The organism is Citrobacter sp. W9 (assembly GCF_026719375.1).
GTDB lineage: Bacteria > Pseudomonadota > Gammaproteobacteria > Enterobacterales > Enterobacteriaceae > Citrobacter > Citrobacter werkmanii.
On record NZ_JAPPTE010000008.1, the window covers coordinates 182488 to 202398 of the forward strand.

Here is a 19911-nt window from a genome sequence, read left to right on the forward strand (position 1 = left end):
AGGACAACGTATGGATTACCCGCAAATACTCTCCCCGATCCACAACTTCCTGCAATGTAAAACGCCTCAGGCCTGGCTTGATAAAGCGCGAGACCCGGCGAATCTGCCGCTGTTACTGACCGATCACCTCGTCTGCGAACTGAAAGCGGCGCAAACGGCAATGCTGCTGGTGCGTAAGTATGCCGCGGATAAACAGGGATCGCAGGCGCTGCTGGACTGGCTAAAACCCTATGAAGCCTTTGCTTTCAGGGAAGGGGATGAGCCGGATTTTATCGCGCTGAATAAACAGATAAGCAAAAGCGTTATGCCGCAAACCGACGACCCGTGGGGACGAAAGCTTATCGACAGCATGGTGTTGCTGATCAAAGAAGAGCTGCATCACTTCTCGCAGGTACGCGAGGCGATGACGATCCGCAATATCCCTTACATCAAAATTACCGCCAGTCGTTACGCCAAAGGTATGCTCAAAGAGGTTCGCACCCACGAGCCGCTGACGCTGATCGACAAGCTGATTTGCGGAGCGTATATCGAAGCCCGTTCCTGTGAACGGTTTGCCGCGCTGGCGCCGTATCTGGAGGCGGATTTGCAGGCGTTTTACCTGTCGCTGCTGCGATCCGAGGCTCGGCACTATCAGGATTATCTGGCGCTGGCGCAGCAGGTTTCTGCTGACGATATCAGCGACCGGGTGCAGTTTTTTGGCGAAGTCGAAGCCGCGCTGATTACCTCTCCTGACGACGAGTTCCGCTTTCACAGCGGCATACCGGCTTGATTCCTTCTGTGACGCGCGCTGTTCAATCATCGCGCGTTTTACCTCTTCTCCCTTTCCGCTAGCAAAATCTGGTGGCTGGAAATCGCCCGCCGCTGCCGTAATAATCAAAACACACGAAGGGGGAAATATATCTCCTTACTTGAGATTGTTTTGCATAAGGATGGTTAATGAACTGGGCTCACGTATTGTTAGCAGGCTATATCGGGGTGGTGATTGCCATCGTCGTTGGCATGTTCCGTAAAAAAGGGTGGCTGGGCAAGATCTCTGGCGCGGTGGTCTTTGTGGTGGCGATTATTGCGTGGAATCTGTTTGATGTGCACTACCTGATCCCACGTGAAAACCCGGATTATGGTCTGACCGAAGAGCAGCAGTTTGAAAAAGCGATGCTCTCTAATCCGGCGTTTCAGGTGATTAAAGAACAGGAGCCTGCGCTGACACAAAAAATTATCAGCCAGGCAGCGCAGATGAAAAAAGCAGGGAGCAGTGAACAGCAGGTTATCGACGCGATACAGCCGCAGATTCTTCAGTTGCAGATGGCACGATTGCAGCAAGCTCCTGATGCCAATGTCATTGAATATATGAAAATTAATCTTGAACAGATCGCCGCCGTGGCCAAAATAGGTGATGACGAATGCTTCCGCTTCCTGTTTCCGGCGGTAAAAGGTGGGATTAACCCGGCACGCCTTGTTCCGCGTGAGATTATGGAGCGTCGTATGGCGAGTGACATGAGCATGATGTACGCCTCTCACGGACCGAAAAAACATACGGTTACGGCAGAGGAAAAGCAACTGGCGCTTCAGGACCTGCAAAGCATCAGCCCTGGCCTGGTACAGCGCTATGGACCGGATATTCAAATCATGGCTGATCCGACTAAAGCTGTCGGCAAAGAGAAGATTGCCTGTGAGATAGTGCAGGATCTCTGGTCACAGGTGTTGAAGCTGCCGACCGCGCGTTCGGCCGGCGTGATTCGTCTGATGCTTTCGGCTGAGATGCAGTAAGGTCAATATGGCCCCTCGGCGTAAGGTCAGAGGGGCTTTAACATCCGCACTTCACAATCCACGTGCCCGGTACAGCCCAGCGCTTCGCTGATGTGCTCAAAGCCTAAATGTTCATACAGGCGAATAGCCTCAGTCAGAAACGCGGTCGTTTCCAGATAGCACTGCTTAAAACCCTGCTCACGGGCGTGATCCAGCGCCATCAGCGCCAGCTTTTTCGCCAGCCCCTGGCCGCGTACGCTCGACAGGAAATACATCTTCTGCAGCTCGCAAATGTCCGGCTCGCTACAGCCTAACGGCGCGACGCCGCCGCCGCCCACCACCTGACCATTCTGCTCAACGACCCAATAGGCTGCGCCCGGCTGGCTGTAAACCTGGAACAGTTCATCCAGATTAGGGTCGGCCACGGTATAGCCTTTATCAGCGGTAAGCCCGTATTCGGCGGAAACCTGGCGGATAACGCGGGCGATGGCGGCGTTATCGTCGGCGGTAAGACGACGCAGCGTCGCAAAGACAGGGGTAGTAACACTCATAGCGAACTCATGACAGAAACGTGGAACATATGCAGTTAATAACACTGCGGGGAGGGGAAGTGCAAGCGATGATAATTCAATAAAAAGCCTCTGATGCACACGCTCAGAGGCTTTTTATTCGTCAGTGGTGTCGGATGCGCTACGCTTATCCGACCTACGTTGACGCTGCCCGTTGGCCGGATAAGCGCAGCGCCATCCGGCAAATATACGGGCACGATGATTACAGCGCGGCGATAACCGCCTGCTGCTCAATCAGCTTCGCTTTCGCTTCCGCGTAACCGTCCAGCTTCTCACGCTCTTTGGCGATCACCGCTTCCGGCGCACGAGCGACGAAACCTTCGTTGGAAAGTTTGCCTTCGATACGGGCAATCTCACCTTCGATTTTCGCCACTTCTTTCGCCAGACGCGCCAGCTCATCTTCTTTGTTGATGAGGCCAGCCATCGGGATCAGCAGTTCGGCGCCGTCGATGATTTTGGTCACGGAAACCGGACCTTTGTCATCGGCAGGCAGCACGGTGATGCTTTCCAGACGCGCCAGGTTCAGCAGGAAGCTACGGTTGTCGTTCACACGACGCATCGCGTCAGCGCTGCAACCACGCAGCAGCAGCTCCAGCGGTTTGCCCGGCGCGATGTTCATTTCCGCACGGATATTACGTACGGCGACGATCGCCTGCTTCAGCCATTCGGTATCGGCCAACGCGGCTTCATCAACCTGCGCGGCGTTATATTCCGGGAACGGCTGCAGCATGATGGTGTCAGCGGTAATACCGCAAATGACCTTCACGCGCTGCCAGATGGTTTCGGTGATGAACGGGATGATCGGATGCGCCAGGCGCAGCAGACCTTCCAGCACGGTGACCAGCGTATTGCGGGTGCCGCGCAGTTCAGACTCGGAACCTCCGGTCATCACCGGTTTGGTCAGCTCCAGATACCAGTCACAGAACTGGTTCCAGGTGAATTCGTACAGAATGCCCGCGGCGATGTCGAAGCGGAAGTTATCCAGCGCTTCGCGGTACGCTTTAACGGTCTGGTTGAATTCAGCCAGGATCCAGCGGTCTGCCAGCGACAGGGTCATTTCGCCGCCGTTGAAGCCGCAATCCTGACCTTCAGTGTTCATCAGCACAAAGCGGCTGGCGTTCCACAGCTTGTTACAGAAGTTACGGTAACCTTCCAGGCGCTTCATATCCCAGTTGATGTCGCGGCCGGTCGAGGCCAGCGCCGCCAGGGTAAAGCGCAGGGCGTCGGTGCCGTGCGGCTCAATGCCGTTCGGGAACTGCTTCTCGGTACGTTTGGCAATCTTCTCAGCCAGCTGCGGCTGCATCATGTTGCCGGTACGTTTTTCCAGCAGTTCCGGCAGGGAGATGCCGTCGACCATATCCAGCGGGTCGATGACGTTACCCTTGGATTTGGACATCTTCTGGCCTTCGTCGTCACGAATCAGACCGGTCATGTAGACGGTATGGAACGGCACCTGCGGCTTGCCGTTTTCATCTTTGATGAAGTGCATGGTCATCATGATCATGCGGGCAATCCAGAAGAAGATGATGTCGAAGCCGGAAACCATCACGCTGGTTGGGTGGAACTGACGCAGCGCGTCGGTGTTTTCCGGCCAGCCGAGGGTGGAGAAAGTCCACAGCGCGGAGGAGAACCAGGTATCGAGAACGTCTTCGTCCTGACGAAGCGCAACGTCGGCGCCGAGGTTGTTTTCCTGGCGGACTTCGTCTTCGGTACGGCCTACATAAACGTTGCCGTCGTTGTCGTACCATGCCGGGATACGGTGACCCCACCACAGTTGACGAGAGATACACCAGTCCTGAATATCACGCATCCAGGAGAAGTACATGTTTTCGTACTGCTTCGGCACGAACTGAATGCTGCCGTTTTCAACGGCTTCAACCGCTGGTTTCGCCAGCACGTCGGCACGGACGTACCACTGGTCGGTCAGCATCGGTTCGATAACCACGCCGCCACGGTCGCCGTAAGGAACGGTCAGGTCGTGCGGTTTAATTTCTTCCAGCAGACCCAGGGCGTCAACGGCTGCGACGATCGCTTTACGCGCGGCAAAGCGTTCCAGCTTCTGGAATTCAGCCGGAATCGCGTTGGAGTAAACGTCGGACTCTTCGCCTTTGGTGTCGTACACTTCCGCGGTTTCACGGATGTCGCCGTCAAAGGTCAGAATGTTGATCATCGGCAGGCCGTGACGTTTCCCGACTTCGTAGTCATTAAAGTCGTGCGCTGGGGTGATCTTCACGCAGCCGGTGCCTTTTTCCATGTCGGCGTGTTCGTCGCCCACGATCGGAATACGGCGGTTAACTAGCGGCAGGACAACGAATTTACCGATCAGATCTTTGTAGCGCGGATCTTCCGGGTTAACGGCCACGCCGGTATCGCCGAGAATAGTTTCCGGACGAGTGGTAGCGACGACCAGGTAATCTTTACCGTCTGCGGTCTTCACGCCGTCGGCCAGCGGATAGCGGATGTGCCACATCGAGCCTTTGGACTCGCGGTTTTCCACTTCCAGGTCAGAGATGGCGGTGCGCAGTTTCGGGTCCCAGTTCACCAGGCGTTTGCCACGGTAAATCAGGTCTTCTTTGTACAGGCGAACAAAGACTTCTTTCACGGCATTGGAAAGACCTTCGTCCATGGTGAAGCGCTCGCGCTCCCAGTCAACGGAGTTGCCGAGACGGCGCATCTGACGGGTAATGGTGCCGCCAGATTCCGCTTTCCACTGCCAGATTTTGTCGATAAACGCTTCGCGACCGTAGTCGTGACGAGTTTTACCTTCTTCAGCGGCAATCTTACGCTCAACCACCATCTGGGTCGCGATACCCGCGTGGTCGGTACCGGCCTGCCACAGGGTGTTTTTGCCCTGCATGCGCTGGTAGCGGATCATGGTGTCCATGATGGTTTGCTGGAAAGCATGACCCATATGCAAACTGCCGGTGACGTTCGGCGGCGGGATCATGATGCAGAAGGACTCTTTGCTTTCATCGCCGTTAGGTTTGAAATAGCCCTGCTTTTCCCAGTGCTCGTAAAGCGGCTGTTCGATATCTTGTGGGTTATATGTCTTTTCCATTATTTCCAGGTTGCCGTATTCAGGTTAAAACCAGCCACGCGGTATGCTTTGTAGCGATCGCGTGCCGATTGTTTCAAAGAATCTTCGTAAGGGACGAAGTCTATCACTTCTGTGAAAGCGGTGGCAAAATCTGCAAAGCCAACGCGCAAACTGATCAGCAGGTCGCGCGGGCTGCTGTTGCGTTTTTCCGGCCAGGCAATCTCTACCGGCGAGCCGCCTCTGGGACCTTCACCCGCCAGATTATGCGGCACGAAGCTTTCTGCCGGTCTTGCCCACAGGGCCTCATCAAGGCGAAAGGCCTGCTTTTCGTTTTCGCAGGCGATCAGCACACGCTTGCCAGCACGCCAACGTTCTGCGGCAATTTCACACACCAGTTGCTCGACGGCGCTTAAGCCATCAACGGTAGTGTCATTATCCAGAAGATAGAACGTCGCATTCTTCATATATGGGGCTTCTTGTGGTGGATTTAAATACAAGGCCGGGTGACCCGGCCTTTTCGCCTGATGGCGACGCTCGCGCGTCTTATCAGACCTACAGCTTACTGCTTTGTAGGCCGGATAAGCGTAGCGCCATCCGGCATTTACACATTACTCGTCGCCGTTAAATCCGGCTCGATTGAGCAGGAACTGCGACAGCAGCGCTACCGGACGACCGGTGGCGCCTTTGGCTTTACCGGAACGCCATGCGGTACCCGCGATGTCCAGGTGCGCCCAGTTATATTTACGGGTAAAGCGCGACAGGAAGCAGCCCGCGGTGATAGCACCGCCAGGACGGCCGCCGATGTTGGCCATATCCGCAAAGTTGGACTCCAGTTGTTCCTGGAATTCATCACCCAACGGCAGACGCCACGCGCGGTCGCCCGCCTGCTCGGAAGCACCGATCAGCTCGTGCGCCAGCGGATTGTGGTTCGACATCAGGCCGGTGATGTGATGGCCCAATGCAATCACGCACGCGCCGGTCAGCGTTGCCACATCAATGACCGCTTCCGGTTCAAAACGCTCGACGTAGGTTAACACGTCGCACAGTACCAGACGGCCTTCAGCATCGGTGTTCAGTACTTCAACGGTTTGACCAGACATGGTCGTCAGCACATCGCCTGGGCGATACGCGCGGCCGCCCGGCATGTTTTCGCAGCCCGCCAGTACGCCGACGACGTTGATTGGCAACTGTAGCTCCGCCACCATGCGCATCACGCCGTAAACCGCTGCCGCGCCGCACATGTCGTATTTCATCTCATCCATACCTTCGGCAGGTTTGATGGAGATACCGCCGGAGTCAAAGGTTAACCCTTTACCCACCAACACGATCGGGCGTACGTCTTCGGATTCGACACCTTTATACTCAATCACCGACATCAGCGATTCATTTTGCGAACCATTGCCGACCGCAAGATAGGAGTGCATGCCCAGCTCTTTCATCTGCTGCTCACCGATGACGCGAGTGACAACATTTTTGCTATAGCTGTCAGCCAACTGACGCGCCTGAGAAGCCAGGTAGGCGGCGTTACAGATATTCGGCGGCATATTACCGAGATCTTTTGCCGCTTTGATCCCGGCGGCAATCGCCAGGCCGTGCTGAATGGCACGTTCACCGCTGGTCAGTTCGCGGCGGGTCGGTACGTTGAAGACCATTTTACGCAGCGGACGACGTGGTTCGCTTTTGTTAGTCTTCAACTGATCAAAGCTGTACAGCGTTTCCTGGGCCGTCTCAACGGCCTGACGTACTTTCCAGTAGTTATTGCGGCCTTTGACGTGCAGCTCAGTCAGGAAACAGACGGCTTCCATCGAGCCTGTATCATTCAGGGTATTTATAGTTTTCTGAATGACCTGCTTATACTGACGTTCATCAAGCTCACGCTCTTTACCACAACCGATGAGGAGAATTCGCTCAGACAGGACATTAGGAACATGGTGCAGCAACAGGGTTTGACCCGGTTTGCCTTCCAGTTCGCCACGACGCAGCAGTGCGCTGATGTACCCGTCGCTGATCTTGTCGAGCTGCTCTGCAATCGGAGAGAGGCGGCGTGGTTCAAAGACGCCCACAACGATGCAGGCACTCCGCTGTTTCTCCGGGCTACCGCTTTTTACACTGAACTCCATGCACTACGCTCCTGAATCTTAAAGACAACGGCGGTGGCTACGGATAGAATTGCAAGCTTTCGTAACTCATTCCCGCTGTTGCGGTGACTTCGTGTTAATCTTAACGTTATTACGGCATTGGCACGTCAGAACAATTTCTGAGAGGTGGATCCGTTGAGTATAATGATCTTAGCGACGATTTCGACGACTCAAGAGAATAAATGACGTTTAAGCCATGAAACAAGCTAAATTCCGGCAAAAGACGGGTTTTTACGGGCGTATTTAAAGTGATAATCATAAGATATCTGGTTCGGGAAACGCTCAAAAGCCAACTTGCGATCCTTTTCATCCTGCTTTTGATCTTCTTTTGTCAAAAGTTAGTCAGGATCCTGGGTGCGGCGGTTGACGGTGATATCCCGGCGAATCTGGTGCTCTCGCTGCTGGGGCTGGGCGTGCCAGAAATGGCGCAACTTATCTTGCCCTTAAGCCTGTTCCTCGGGCTGCTGATGACGCTGGGCAAACTGTATACCGAAAGTGAAATTACGGTCATGCACGCCTGTGGGCTGAGCAAGGCTGTGCTCGTGAAAGCGGCGATGGTGCTGGCGTTGTTTACCAGTATTATTGCGGCGGTTAACGTGATGTGGGCCGGACCATGGTCCTCCAGGCATCAGGACGAAGTGCTGGCGGAAGCGAAAGCTAACCCCGGCATGGCTGCGCTTGCTCAGGGGCAATTCCAGCAGGCGACTAACGGCGGTTCGGTGCTGTTTATCGAAAGCGTTGACGGCAGCAACTTCAAAGATGTATTCCTCGCGCAAATCCGCCCGAAAGGTAATGCCCGTCCTTCGGTGGTGGTGGCTGATTCCGGACATCTTACCCAGATGCGCGATGGCTCCCAGGTCGTGACGCTGAACCAGGGCACGCGCTTTGAAGGGACTGCGCTGCTGCGTGATTTCCGCATCACTGACTTCCAGGATTATCAGGCGATTATTGGCCATCAGGCTGTGGCGCTGGATCCAAACGATACCGACCAGATGGATATGCGTACGCTGTGGACGACCGACAACGATCGTGCTCGCGCGGAGCTGACCTGGCGTATCACGTTAGTATTCACCGTATTTATGATGGCGCTGATGGTCGTACCGCTGAGCGTGGTCAACCCGCGTCAGGGGCGCGTACTGTCGATGCTGCCCGCCATGCTGCTCTATTTGCTGTTCTTCCTGGTCCAGACATCCCTGAAGTCGAACGGCGGCAAAGGTAAGCTGGATCCGGTGTTCTGGATGTGGACGGTTAACCTGGCGTATCTGGCGCTGGCGATTGTACTTAACCTCTGGGATACGGTGCCTATGCGCCGCTTGCGTGCCCGTTTTATGCGTAAAGGAGCGGTATAATGCAGCCCTTTGGTGTACTTGACCGCTATATCGGTAAAACCATTTTCACCACCATCATGATGACGTTGTTCATGCTGGTGTCGCTCTCCGGGATCATCAAGTTCGTCGACCAGCTGAAAAAAGCCGGGCAGGGGAGCTACGATGCGATGGGCGCCGGGCTGTATACCCTACTCAGCGCACCAAAAGATATCCAGATTTTCTTTCCGATGGCGGCGCTGCTCGGCGCGTTGTTGGGGCTGGGCATGTTGGCTCAGCGCAGTGAACTGGTGGTAATGCAGGCTTCCGGATTTACCCGTATGCAGGTGGCGCTGTCGGTAATGAAAACCGCGATTCCGCTGGTGCTGTTGACGATGGCCATCGGTGAATGGGTGGCGCCGCAGGGCGAACAGATGGCGCGTAACTATCGTGCCCAGCAGATGTACGGTGGCTCGCTGCTCTCCACGCAGCAGGGGTTGTGGGCGAAAGATGGTGACAGCTTTGTCTACATCGAGCGGGTGAAAGGCGACGCCGAGTTAGGCGGAATTAGTATCTACTCCTTTAATGATAAACGTCGTTTGCAGTCCGTTCGCTATGCCGCGAGCGCGACATTTGACCCGGAGCAGAAGGTGTGGCGTCTGTCGCAGGTGGATGAATCTAACCTGACCGATCCAAAGCAAATCACTGGTTCGCAGATGGTGAGCGGGACCTGGAAAACCAACCTTACGCCGGACAAGCTCGGCGTCGTCGCGCTGGATCCTGATGCGCTCTCGATTAGCGGTCTGCATAACTACGTGAAGTATCTGAAGTCGAGCGGCCAGGACGCCGGACGTTACCAGCTCAATATGTGGAGCAAAGTCTTCCAGCCGCTGTCAGTGGCGGTCATGATGCTGATGGCGCTGTCGTTTATCTTTGGCCCGCTGCGTAGCGTCCCGATGGGCGTGCGCGTGGTGACAGGGATTAGCTTCGGTTTTGTGTTCTATGTGCTGGACCAAATCTTTGGCCCATTAACGCTGGTGTACGGCATTCCGCCGATTATCGGCGCGTTGCTGCCTAGCGCCAGCTTCTTCCTGATAAGCCTGTGGTTGATGCTGCGTAAGTCGTAATATCCGCCCCTCCCGTAGTGCGGGAGGGGCGTTTCACTGCTAGCGTTTTCTGCCGCCCATCAAACTTCCCAACATGCCGCGAATTATCTGGTTAGTGACCTGTCGCGCCGCGCTTTTCGCCACGCTCTGTACTACGCCATCGCGCTTACCGCCGCGTGGTCCGGTGCTGCCAAACAGAATATCTTTCAACCCCCCGAGAATACCGCCATCCACGTCGATCGCTTTACCGTTGGCGGGAGGCGTATTTTGCTGCTCGGTGCTGGCCTGTACGCCTTGCTGTAAACGCTCATAAGCGGACTCACGGTCGACCTCTTCCTCATATTTTCCGTACAATGAGGAGTGATTAATCAGCCCGTTGCGCTCGTCGTCGGTTACCGGTCCCATGCGCGAGCACGGCGCAATTACCATCGCCCGTTCCACCACTGAGGGGCTACCTTTGGCATCGAGGAAGGAAATTAGCGCTTCGCCGGTACCCAACTCCTGAATGGCTTTTTCAGTATCAAATGCCGGATTGGCGCGCATAGTTTGCGCCGCGGTTTTCACCGCTTTCTGATCTTTTGGCGTGAAGGCGCGCAGGGCATGTTGCACGCGGTTTCCCAACTGCCCGAGTACGTTGTCCGGAATATCGGACGGGTTTTGTGAAACGAACCACACGCCGACCCCTTTCGAGCGGATCAGGCGGATTACCTGTTCAATTTTATCCAGCAATACCTGCGGGGCGTCGTTGAACAACAAATGGGCTTCGTCGAAGAAGAACACCAGTTTTGGCTTCTCCAGATCGCCGGCTTCCGGCAGTTGTTCATACAGTTCGGAGAGCATCCACAGCAGGCTGGCGGCGTACAGTTTGGGCATCTGGTACAGCTTCTCGGCGCTGAGGATGTTGATTACCCCTTTACCGCTGGCGTCAGTGCGCATCCAGTCTTTGATATCCAGCATCGGCTCGCCAAAGAAGTGCGCCGCTCCCTGTTGTTCCAGTGACAGCAGTCCGCGCTGGATAGCGCCCACCGAGGCGCTGCTGATGTTGCCGTACTGGTTCTGGAACGATTTAGCGTTATCGCCGATGTACTGCGTAATGGCCCGCAGATCTTTGAAATCGAGCAGCAACAGACCCTGGTCATCGGCAATACGGAAGATAATATCCAGCACGCCGGACTGCACATCGTTGAGATTCAGCAGACGCGCCAGCAGCAGCGGCCCGAGGTCAGAGACCGTGGCCCGCACCGGGTGGCCTTTTTCGCCGAAGATATCCCACACCGTGACCGGATTCGCATGCGGTTGCCAGTCGGTAATGCCGATGTTTTTCAGGCGGGCGAGCAGCTTTTCAGAGGCTTGTCCTTCCTGCGCTACGCCGGTTAAGTCACCTTTTACGTCGGCCATAAATACCGGCACGCCAATCTCAGACAGCGATTCGGCCAGTTTCTGTAGCGTGACGGTTTTACCGGTCCCGGTCGCGCCGGTAATCAGCCCGTGACGGTTGGCCATGCCTGGGAGTAAAAACAGTTCGGTGTCCGGCGTGCGGGCGATTAGCAGGGGTGCGCTCATTGAGATTTCCTCCATTTATCCTGCCTGGAGTATAGGCAATATGAATGAAAGAAAGTATGAGCAAGGGAGATAAAAAATCTTAAAGCGTGTGGCCGTGATAAATCTGATACCCCAAATCCACGGTGTTGTGGTTATGGTCGTTGTTCTTGATTTTGCTCAGCAACATCTGCGCCGCCATACGGCCAATGTCGAAACGCGGGGTGATCACGCTGGCGAGGCTTGGGATCATCTGCCGCCCCATTTCCAGTCCGTGAAAACCAGCAATCGAGATCTGTTCCGGAACGGCCAGCTCGCGTTCGCGGCACAGCAGCAGCGCGCCCATCGCAATATCGTCGTTGGTGCAAAAGACGCCGTCTAAATCCGGATGCGCGGCGAGCGCGTCCCGCATCATCTGGGTGCCGAGATGAATGGACGAAATAGAACGCGGATTAACGCGCAGTGGCGACAGACACCGCCGCGTCATGGCATCACAATAACCGCGATAGCGCTGTTCATCGCGGACGTCGTCTTTCGAACCCAGATAGAGGATTTTGCGGCGCGGGCGTTTATCCAGCATGGTGCTGACCATATCAAACGCCGCCTGACGGTTATCAAAGCCCACCTCCATGTCCAGACGGTCACCCTGAATATCCATCAGCTCGACCACCGGAATATTGGCTGAACGCAGAAATTTAACCGTGCGCAGAGTGTGATATTTCTCGGACAGAATAATGCCGTCGATATTGTACGACAGCAGGTTGATCACCGACTCTTCCTCGGATTCCCGGTCATAATTGTAGTTGGCGATCAGCGTCTGATAGTTATGGTCCGAGGTGACCGACTCAATACCGGCCAGAATGTCAGCGAACAGCTGGTTTTGAAACGAGGGGATCAGCACGCCGAGCGTATAGCTTTGCGCATTCAGCAGCATCGCGGGCGCGCGGTTGGGGATGTAATTAATCTCCTCCATAATCTGCGCAATGCGTTCACCGGTTTCCTTTGCGACCTTTTTCGGCGAGCGAATGTAGCGGCTCACCGTCATTTTGGTCACGCCCGCCAGTGTGGCGATATCTTGCAAAGAAATTCTGTGGTTCCTCATTTTCTCTCCCGTGCCGGGGAGCGCTGACCTGTGCTCCCCGGTGATGACCGTCTTAATGCAGGATGGCGTTCAGCGCCAGTACGCCCAGCAGACCCATAATGGAAATCAGCGTCTCCATCACCGTCCAGGTACGCAATGTTTCCCCAACGCTGAGATTAAAATAGCCTTTAAACAGCCAGAATCCCGGATCGTTAACGTGGGAGGCAATCACGCTGCCCGCGCCGGTTGCCAGCACCATCAGCGCCGGGTCGGCGTGAGTAACGTTAATAATCGGCAGCACCACGCCTGCGGTGGTGATCGCCGCCACGGTCGCAGAACCGAGCGCGATACGTAGCAACGCGGCGACCGTCCAGCACATCAGCAGCGGAGAGAGCGACGTGCCGGTCATCAGGTGCGAGATATACTGCCCCACGCCGCTGTCGACCAGTACCTGCTTAAACGCACCGCCGCCGGCGATGATGAACACAATCATCGCGATTGCGCCGATAGAGTTGCCAATGATATCCATAATTTGCTCGATCGTCCGTCCGTTACGTCGACCAAGGGTAAAAATGGCCAGCACGATGGCGATAAACAAGGCGACCGCAGGGTTGCCGATAAACTCAAAGAATACCCGCACGCTGTTGGACTTCGGCAGCGTAATTTCACATACCGCCGCCACCGCCATCAGTATGACCGGGATAACCGCCGCAAAGATACTGTTCCAGAACGACGGCATCTCTTCTTCGGTGAACAGATGCGGGTTGAATAACCCTTCCGGCGGCGCTTTCTCAAAGCGGGTCAGCAGTTTAGAAAACAGCGGCCCGGCGACAATTACCGTCGGGATGGTAATAATAAAGCCGTACAGCAGGGTGGTGCCGAGATTGGCCTCGAAAATGGTGGCAATCGCGGTGGGGCCCGGATGCGGCGGCAGGAAACAGTGGGTTACGGACAGCGCCGCCACCATCGGCACGCCGACATACAGCAGCGGCAGACCGGAAGAGGCCACCACCGTAAATACCAGCGGCAGCAGCAGAACAAAGCCGACTTCGAAGAACATCGCCAGACCGACGACCAGACCGGTGATCACCAGCGCCCACTGCACACGTTTCTTACCGAACGTGTCAATCAGCGTGGTGGCGATGCGCTGGGCTGCGCCGGTATCGGAGATCAGCTTGCCGAGCATCGCGCCAAACCCGAGGATCATCGCCAGCCCGCCGAGCGTACCGCCGATCCCATTTTGTATAGAGTGCAGAACGGCCTGAGCATCCATCCCTTCGGCAAAACCGACGACCGCCGCCACCAGGACCAGCGCAATAAAGCCGTTAACTTTAAAGCCAATCATCAGGACCAGAAGCAGTGCGACGCCTGCCGCAATTATTATTAATGGCATAATCGTTTCTCTTATATCCCCGTCATACTTCAAGTTGCAGGTGTGTTGGCTGCGCTCACTCACCCGAATCACTTACTCGAGTAAGCTCATCGGGTTCATTCACTTGCCGCGTTACTCGACCTGCGGCCTCGCCCCTTCGGGGCCAGCGCAAGCGCTGTTCAAAATGCTTTTGGCATTTTGTCCTGCAACTCGAATGATTTCGGGTGGGTGCCAAAATGCAGCGCCTGGGCGCTGCGTGATGTTGCGTTGTGTTGTATCAGACGGCGACCAGCATGCCGCCATCGACGAACAACAGGTGCCCGTTAACAAAATCGGATGCTTTGGAAGAGAGAAATACCGCCGCGCCAATCAGCTCCTGCGGATCGCCCCAGCGCGCGGCAGGCGTACGTTTACACAGCCAGGAGGTAAAGGCTTCATCCTCGACCAACGCTTTGGTCATTTCAGTTTTGAAGTAGCCCGGCGCGATACCGTTGACCTGGATATTGTGGCGCGCCAGCTCAACGCACATCCCACGGGTGAGCATTTTTACCGCGCCTTTGGAGGCGGCGTACGGCGTAATGGTGTCGCGGCCCAGTTCGCTCTGCATCGAGCAGATGTTGATGACCTTCCCGGCCTGGCGTTCCACCATCCGGCGAGTGACCGCCTGCGAGACCAGGAACACCGCCGTCTGGTTAACGGCAATCACATCGTTCCAGTCCTGTTCCGGGAACTCGGTAAAGGGATGGCGGCGCTGGATACCGGCGTTATTCACCAGCACATCAATTTGGCCAATGTCTTTTTCGATATGCTCGATGGCGGCATCAATGTCCTGTTTCTGCGTAACATTAAATGGCGCGGCAACGGCGCGGATCCCTTCCTGCTGCAGTTTGGCGACGGCGGCCTCCGCGCGCTCTGGCGTAATATCATTGACGATAATCTGCGCGCCATATTTACCCAGGCCGGTCGCCAGTAAATAACCAATACCCTGAGCCGAACCGGTGATCAGAATGTTTTTGCCGTCCAGTGAAAAAAGATCGTTCATCATGTTATTCCTTATTTTGTTTCTGCAAAAACGAGCTGGACCTTTGCCGCCTGGGTTTTGTCCCCGGCGAAGATCAGCGCTTGTTCAAGCTCGGTAAATGGATATTCGGCGCTGAGTAACGGCAGCGGATCGATAACGTTATTCGCCAGCCACGACACCGCGGTGTTGAACTCGGTGGTAAAGCGGAACGAACCTTTGAGCGCGATCTCTTTGCCGATCAGCATCATCATCGGGAAGTCCGGCACCGCGCCGCCCATGCCGACCTGCACCATCACGCCTTTTGCGCGGGTCACTTCCAGACAGGTGGTGATTGAGGACGGATGACCGGAGACTTCGAAGCTAACGTCGAAGTAGCCTTTCTCTTTTTTCCACTCCTCGAGCGAGTCCTGCTGCGGGTTAATCAGCGTGTCGGCCCCCATCTGCTGGGCCAGCGACAGCGAACGCGGGCTGATATCAGCACAGACAATCTCTGCCGCACCGAGCGTTTTTACCGCGCTGACGATCAGGCAGCCGATAGGACCGACGCCGGAGATAAACACGCGCTTGCCCTGCAGGTCGCCCGCTTCATGCGCGGCGTGGATCGCGACCGCTAACGGTTCGGCAAAGGCCATGACTTTTTCATCGGCCTCTTGGGGGTAGGGAATACACTGCGTGGTATCGACGGTTTTAAACCGGGTAAAACCGCCGTCGACATGGGGAAAATACATGGCGCTACCAAAAAAGCGCATTTCCGTGCACTGGTTTTCTTCATGTTGCAGACAATATTTACAGTGGCCGCACGGCTTCGACGGATTAATCGCCACTGACTGACCTTCATGTAATTCTTTGGAGTCGCTGTGCACCACTTTACCAATAACTTCATGGCCTAAAATCATCGGCGCTTTAACAGTGAAATTACCGACTTTTCCTTCCTGATAATAATGTAAATCGGACCCGCAAATACCACCGCGGGTAATTTTTACTAGTGTTCCTTTATTATCCCATTCAATATTTTGGTCGGTAACGGCAACAGTTTTCTTACCCGCGACAACGCAGGATTGGGTTTTGACTTGCATAAATGCCTCACTGGTCAGGTAGTAACCTCGACAGCATTTAAGCGGTTTTAATTATTATTATTTGTGAAGTAAGTCACGCTGGAAAATTGTTACACTACAATGTTACGCATAACGTGATGCGCCTTGTAAATCTGTGCGGTCGTGCCGAAAAAAGGTGAATTCTGCAATGTGCAAGGCGTAGTATCGCGTCATGGAATATAAATCTGGAGTTTTTTGATGGCCGGGGAAAGTTATATTTTGATGGGCGTTTCGGGGAGCGGTAAATCTTTAATTGGCAGCAAAATTGCCGCTGTATTATCGGCTAAATTCATTGATGGCGACGATCTTCATCCAGCCAAAAATATTGATAAAATGTCTGAGGGTATTCCATTAACCGATGAGGACAGACTTCCCTGGTTAGCGCGATTAAATGATGCCTCATACAGTTTATATAAAAAGAATGAGACCGGATTTATTGTCTGCTCGTCATTAAAAAAACAGTACCGCGATATATTGCGGCAGGGCAGCCCGAATGTGCATTTTCTGTGGCTGGATGGTGATTACGAGACCATTCTGGCACGTATGCAGCGTCGGGCAGGGCATTTTATGCCGGTGGGCTTGTTAAAAAGCCAGTTCGACGCGCTGGAGTGTCCGCAGGAAGATGAACGCGATATTGCCCGCATCGATGTGAACCATGACATCGAGCATGTGACGGAACAGTGCCGCCAGGCGGTGCTTGCGTTTCGTAGCGGGCAATAGGCCCAGCCCCTTGCGGGACTGAGCCCTGCATCAGAAGTCGGCTTTCAGCACCACGCGGTAGCGGGCTTTGCCGTCGCGCACGTGCTGGATAGCTTCGTTAATTTGCGACATCGGGTACAGTTCGGTAGTCGGCGATACCTTGCTGCGCCCGGCAAACTTCATCAGTTTACGCAGTTCGAAGGGCGTACCGGTCGCCGAACCGGAGATGCTACGATCGCCGGCAATTAAGGTAAATGCCGGCACCGGCAGCGGTTTCAGCACCGCACCGACGGTATGGAAGTTACCGCCGTAGGCCAGCGCTTCAAAATAGGGCTGCCAGTCGAGGTCGACGTTAACCGTGTTAATGATGAGATCGAACTGGCCCGCCAGCGCTTTTAGCGCATCCGGATCGCGGCTGTTGACCACCTTATCCGCTCCCATCGCCAGTACCTCCTGCTCTTTCGCCGGATTGGAGCTGAACGCGGTCACCTCGCAGCCCATCGCGTGTAACAGTTTAATGGCGATATGCCCCAGGCCGCCGATGCCGATCACCCCGACGCGGCTGGTGGCAGTGATGTGGTGCATCAGTAGCGGTTTGAACACCGTGATACCGCCGCACAGCAATGGGCCAGCCGCCGCCAGGTCGATGCTTTCCGGCAGCGGGATCACCCACTGCCAGTCGGCCCGCAGCTTCTCGGCAAAGCCACCGCGATTGAGAATCGTGGGAACGGAACCTTGCAGGCAGTTAATCTGATTACCGCTGATACAGGCGTCGCAATGCCCGCAGCTGCGCGCCGTCCAGCCAACGCCGACGCGCTGGCCAACTTTCAGACCCTTATCCTGCGCCGCGCTGCCTAGCGCCGCCACGCGACCAATCACCTCATGCCCGGCAACCAGCGGATACTGAGAGAACCCCCATTCGTTGTCGATCATCGACAAATCGGAATGGCAGATACCGCAGTAATCGACCTGTACCTCGACATCTTCCGGCTTAAGCTCGCCCGCATCATATTCATAGAGTTCGAGTTCGCTGCCCGCCGATTTTGCGGCGTAACTTTTTATCATCGACATCGTGTTTCCCTCAGTGTGGTGTTGAATTGGAAGTGTAGAGCATGGGGAAACGGGACGCTTCGCAGAACGGGGGCTTAAGGAGGTTATTGCGGGGACTAAACCGTGATGTTGATTGCAGCTCCGAAAGGTAATGCTGAAATTTTCAACACTTAGCGATCCATACGCACGCTGACGCTTGCATGGTGGCGCATGACAGGTATAATCCACAACGTTTTCCGCATCCCTTCCGTGCCGGAGTGGCGAAATCGGTAGACGCAGTTGATTCAAAATCAACCGTAGAAATACGTGCCGGTTCGAGTCCGGCCTTCGGCACCATCGTAACATCAATAGACGTCAACGGACGTCTTTTTTTGTGCCTGAAATCCAGTATCCGCAAGGCTTTCCTCGCTTTTTCATTCAACCTAAGTCAACCTGATTCAATCTACATCAACTTACTGATGCGGGTACAACTGTGGGTATATCCCGGTTCGATAATGTTTGTACCCACACAGAACCCTTGAAAGGATACTCATCATGGCTCTGAGTGATGTGAAGGTTCGTTCGGCTAAGCCTGAAGAAAAAGCCTATAAGCTTACTGATGGCGACGGTATGGTATTGCTGGTTCACCCCAACGGTTCCAAATATTGGCGACTGCGTTATCGCTTCGGTGGTAAAGAGAAGATGCTGGCACTAGGGAAGTATCCTGAAGTTTCGTTAGCTGATGCTCGATCGCGGCGAGACGAAGCGCGTAAGCTTTTAGCTAACGACGTCGATCCCAGTGAAAACAAGAAAGCGGTTAAGGTAGAACAGGAGCAAGAGGCGATAACGTTTGAAGTGGTCGCCAGAGACTGGCATGCCAGTAATCAGAAGTGGTCTGCATCGCATAGTGCTCGTGTATTGAAAAGCCTGGAAGATAATCTCTTTGCTGCTATCGGTAAGCGGAACATAGCAGAGCTTAAGACTCGGGATCTTCTTGTACCCATTAAAGCGGTGGAGTCATCCGGGCGTCTTGAAGTCGCCGCCCGTTTACAGCAGCGAACTACCGCGATTATGCGCTTTGCTGTTCAGAGCGGCTTAATCGATTACAATCCCGCTCAAGAGATTGCCGGTGCGGTGGCTACGGCGAAAAGACAGCATCGTGCTGCTCTGGAACTCAATCGTATACCTGAATTGCTTCACCGTATCGATCACTATTCTGGAAGACCGTTAACCCGACTGGCTGTCGAACTCACGTTATTGGTTTTCATCCGTTCAAGCGAGCTGCGTTTTGCCCGCTGGTCAGAAGTCGATTTTGAAACAGCCATGTGGACGATTCCAGGTAAGCGTGAACCGCTGGAAGGTGTTAAACATTCTCAGCGTGGTTCAAAGATGAGGACGCCACATCTTGTTCCCTTGTCGCGTCAGGCCTTAGCTATTTTGGAAAAGATCAAAGGCATGAATGGAAACCGAGAGTTGATCTTCGTTGGCGATCACGATCCTCGTAAACCCATGAGTGAGAATACGGTGAATAAAGCTCTGCGAGTGATGGGTTATGACACGAAAACGGAAGTGTGTGGCCATGGTTTTAGGACAATGGCGTGTAGTTCGTTGATTGAGTCGGGATTGTGGTCGAGGGATGCGGTAGAAAGGCAGATGAGCCATCAGGAGCGTAACTCTGTGCGGGCGGCTTATATTCATAAGGCGGAGCATCTGGGGGAGAGGAGGTTGATGCTGCAGTGGTGGGCAGATTATCTGGATGCGAATATGCAAGAAGTTATCTCTCCCTTTGACTATGCCAAAACTAACAACCCATTGAGATAAGTTGGAACGAACTACTTCATCAATATTCATTTTAAATAAGACAATTCTAGCAAGGGGCAAAATATACTCTAAATCACCGGGATATTCATTCATAACAATGCATATCCCGGCGATTTACTGAACTGGATTGACTGTCTAATCATAGTGAAAATTCAGATCTTTTATGACTGTTATAGGTTGATTAAGTGGGTAATGGTGCCAACTTACTGATTTAGTGTATGATGGGCTGGTGATGCTGCCAACTTACTGATTTAGTGTATGATGGTGTTTTTGAGGTGCTCCAGTGGCTTCTGTTTCTATCAGCTGTCCCTCCTGTTCAGCTACTGACGGGGTGGTGCGTAACGGCAAAAGCACT

The 19911-nt window shown here is 54.4% G+C and carries 18 protein-coding genes and 1 tRNA gene; 9 read left to right on the forward strand and 10 right to left on the reverse strand.

Features of this window, described 5'->3' with window-relative positions; all coding sequences use genetic code 11:
- The first annotated feature begins 10 nt into the window (after positions 1–10).
- Positions 11–769, forward strand: a complete 759-nt coding sequence (gene miaE / locus OOJ59_RS14065; protein WP_038636766.1) for a tRNA isopentenyl-2-thiomethyl-A-37 hydroxylase MiaE — start codon at positions 11–13, stop codon at positions 767–769.
- A gap of 167 nt (positions 770–936) precedes the next feature.
- Positions 937–1767, forward strand: coding sequence for a topoisomerase II (locus OOJ59_RS14070; protein WP_159121891.1), 831 nt, complete (start codon positions 937–939; stop codon positions 1765–1767).
- A gap of 26 nt (positions 1768–1793) precedes the next feature.
- On the opposite strand, the gene OOJ59_RS14075 is transcribed toward OOJ59_RS14070, so the two are convergent.
- From OOJ59_RS14075 to pepA, 4 genes are all read right to left on the reverse strand, one after another.
- Positions 1794–2297 (reverse strand): GNAT family N-acetyltransferase, encoded by a 504-nt coding sequence (locus OOJ59_RS14075; protein ID WP_038636772.1) that lies wholly within the window; start codon positions 2295–2297, stop codon positions 1794–1796.
- Positions 2298–2517: 220 nt separating this feature from the next.
- Positions 2518–5373 carry a valine--tRNA ligase gene (locus OOJ59_RS14080; RefSeq protein WP_121529894.1) on the reverse strand — a complete coding sequence of 952 codons (2856 nt, stop codon included), beginning with the start codon at positions 5371–5373 and terminating at the stop codon, positions 2518–2520.
- The gene (holC, locus tag OOJ59_RS14085; protein WP_038636780.1) at positions 5373–5816 is read right to left on the reverse strand and encodes a DNA polymerase III subunit chi; all 444 of its coding nucleotides are present in this window, start codon (positions 5814–5816) and stop codon (positions 5373–5375) included. Before holC ends, OOJ59_RS14080 begins: the two co-directional genes overlap by 1 nt.
- A 144-nt stretch (positions 5817–5960) precedes the next feature.
- Positions 5961–7472: a leucyl aminopeptidase gene (gene pepA / locus OOJ59_RS14090; RefSeq protein ID WP_038636783.1), complete on the reverse strand. Its 1512-nt coding sequence runs from the start codon at positions 7470–7472 to the stop codon at positions 5961–5963.
- A gap of 153 nt (positions 7473–7625) precedes the next feature.
- On the opposite strand from pepA, the gene OOJ59_RS14095 reads away from it, so the two are divergent.
- The 3 genes from OOJ59_RS14095 (at position 7626) to lptG (ending at position 9921) form a co-directional block, all read left to right on the forward strand.
- A complete protein-coding gene (locus OOJ59_RS14095) occupies positions 7626–7676 on the forward strand; it encodes a hypothetical protein (protein WP_212723231.1) in 51 nt (16 codons plus the stop codon).
- A gap of 62 nt (positions 7677–7738) precedes the next feature.
- The gene (gene lptF / locus OOJ59_RS14100) at positions 7739–8839 is read left to right on the forward strand and encodes an LPS export ABC transporter permease LptF (RefSeq protein WP_038636786.1); all 1101 of its coding nucleotides are present in this window, start codon (positions 7739–7741) and stop codon (positions 8837–8839) included.
- The gene (lptG, locus tag OOJ59_RS14105; RefSeq protein WP_038636788.1) at positions 8839–9921 is read left to right on the forward strand and encodes an LPS export ABC transporter permease LptG; all 1083 of its coding nucleotides are present in this window, start codon (positions 8839–8841) and stop codon (positions 9919–9921) included. Before lptF ends, lptG begins: the two co-directional genes overlap by 1 nt.
- A 39-nt stretch (positions 9922–9960) precedes the next feature.
- On the opposite strand, the gene OOJ59_RS14110 is transcribed toward lptG, so the two are convergent.
- From OOJ59_RS14110 to idnD, 5 genes are all read right to left on the reverse strand, one after another.
- On the reverse strand, positions 9961–11463 hold the full coding sequence (locus tag OOJ59_RS14110) for a helicase HerA-like C-terminal domain-containing protein (RefSeq protein WP_085048488.1): 1503 nt from the start codon (positions 11461–11463) through the stop codon (positions 9961–9963).
- Between the two features lie 79 nt (positions 11464–11542).
- Positions 11543–12541: a DNA-binding transcriptional regulator IdnR gene (gene idnR / locus OOJ59_RS14115; protein WP_085048403.1), complete on the reverse strand. Its 999-nt coding sequence runs from the start codon at positions 12539–12541 to the stop codon at positions 11543–11545.
- 52 nt (positions 12542–12593) lie between these two features.
- The gene (idnT, locus tag OOJ59_RS14120) at positions 12594–13913 is read right to left on the reverse strand and encodes a gnt-II system L-idonate transporter (RefSeq protein WP_160955616.1); all 1320 of its coding nucleotides are present in this window, start codon (positions 13911–13913) and stop codon (positions 12594–12596) included.
- 256 nt (positions 13914–14169) lie between these two features.
- A complete protein-coding gene (gene idnO / locus OOJ59_RS14125) occupies positions 14170–14934 on the reverse strand; it encodes a gluconate 5-dehydrogenase (RefSeq protein WP_038636797.1) in 765 nt (254 codons plus the stop codon).
- Positions 14935–14945: 11 nt separating this feature from the next.
- Positions 14946–15989: an L-idonate 5-dehydrogenase gene (gene idnD / locus OOJ59_RS14130; RefSeq protein ID WP_160955617.1), complete on the reverse strand. Its 1044-nt coding sequence runs from the start codon at positions 15987–15989 to the stop codon at positions 14946–14948.
- Positions 15990–16205: 216 nt separating this feature from the next.
- On the opposite strand from idnD, the gene idnK reads away from it, so the two are divergent.
- Positions 16206–16727 carry a gluconokinase gene (gene idnK, locus OOJ59_RS14135; RefSeq protein ID WP_110496134.1) on the forward strand — a complete coding sequence of 174 codons (522 nt, stop codon included), beginning with the start codon at positions 16206–16208 and terminating at the stop codon, positions 16725–16727.
- Between the two features lie 30 nt (positions 16728–16757).
- On the opposite strand, the gene ahr is transcribed toward idnK, so the two are convergent.
- Positions 16758–17777 carry an NADPH-dependent aldehyde reductase Ahr gene (gene ahr / locus OOJ59_RS14140; protein ID WP_160955618.1) on the reverse strand — a complete coding sequence of 340 codons (1020 nt, stop codon included), beginning with the start codon at positions 17775–17777 and terminating at the stop codon, positions 16758–16760.
- 230 nt (positions 17778–18007) lie between these two features.
- Between ahr and OOJ59_RS14145 the strand changes: the two genes are divergently transcribed.
- The 3 genes from OOJ59_RS14145 to OOJ59_RS14155 form a co-directional block, all read left to right on the forward strand.
- Positions 18008–18092: transfer RNA gene (locus tag OOJ59_RS14145), tRNA-Leu, on the forward strand.
- Between the two features lie 198 nt (positions 18093–18290).
- The gene (locus OOJ59_RS14150; protein ID WP_044863983.1) at positions 18291–19556 is read left to right on the forward strand and encodes a tyrosine-type recombinase/integrase; all 1266 of its coding nucleotides are present in this window, start codon (positions 18291–18293) and stop codon (positions 19554–19556) included.
- 283 nt (positions 19557–19839) lie between these two features.
- The coding region (locus OOJ59_RS14155) for an IS1 family transposase (RefSeq protein ID WP_001568368.1) at positions 19840–19911 on the forward strand (72 nt) is incomplete at its 3' end.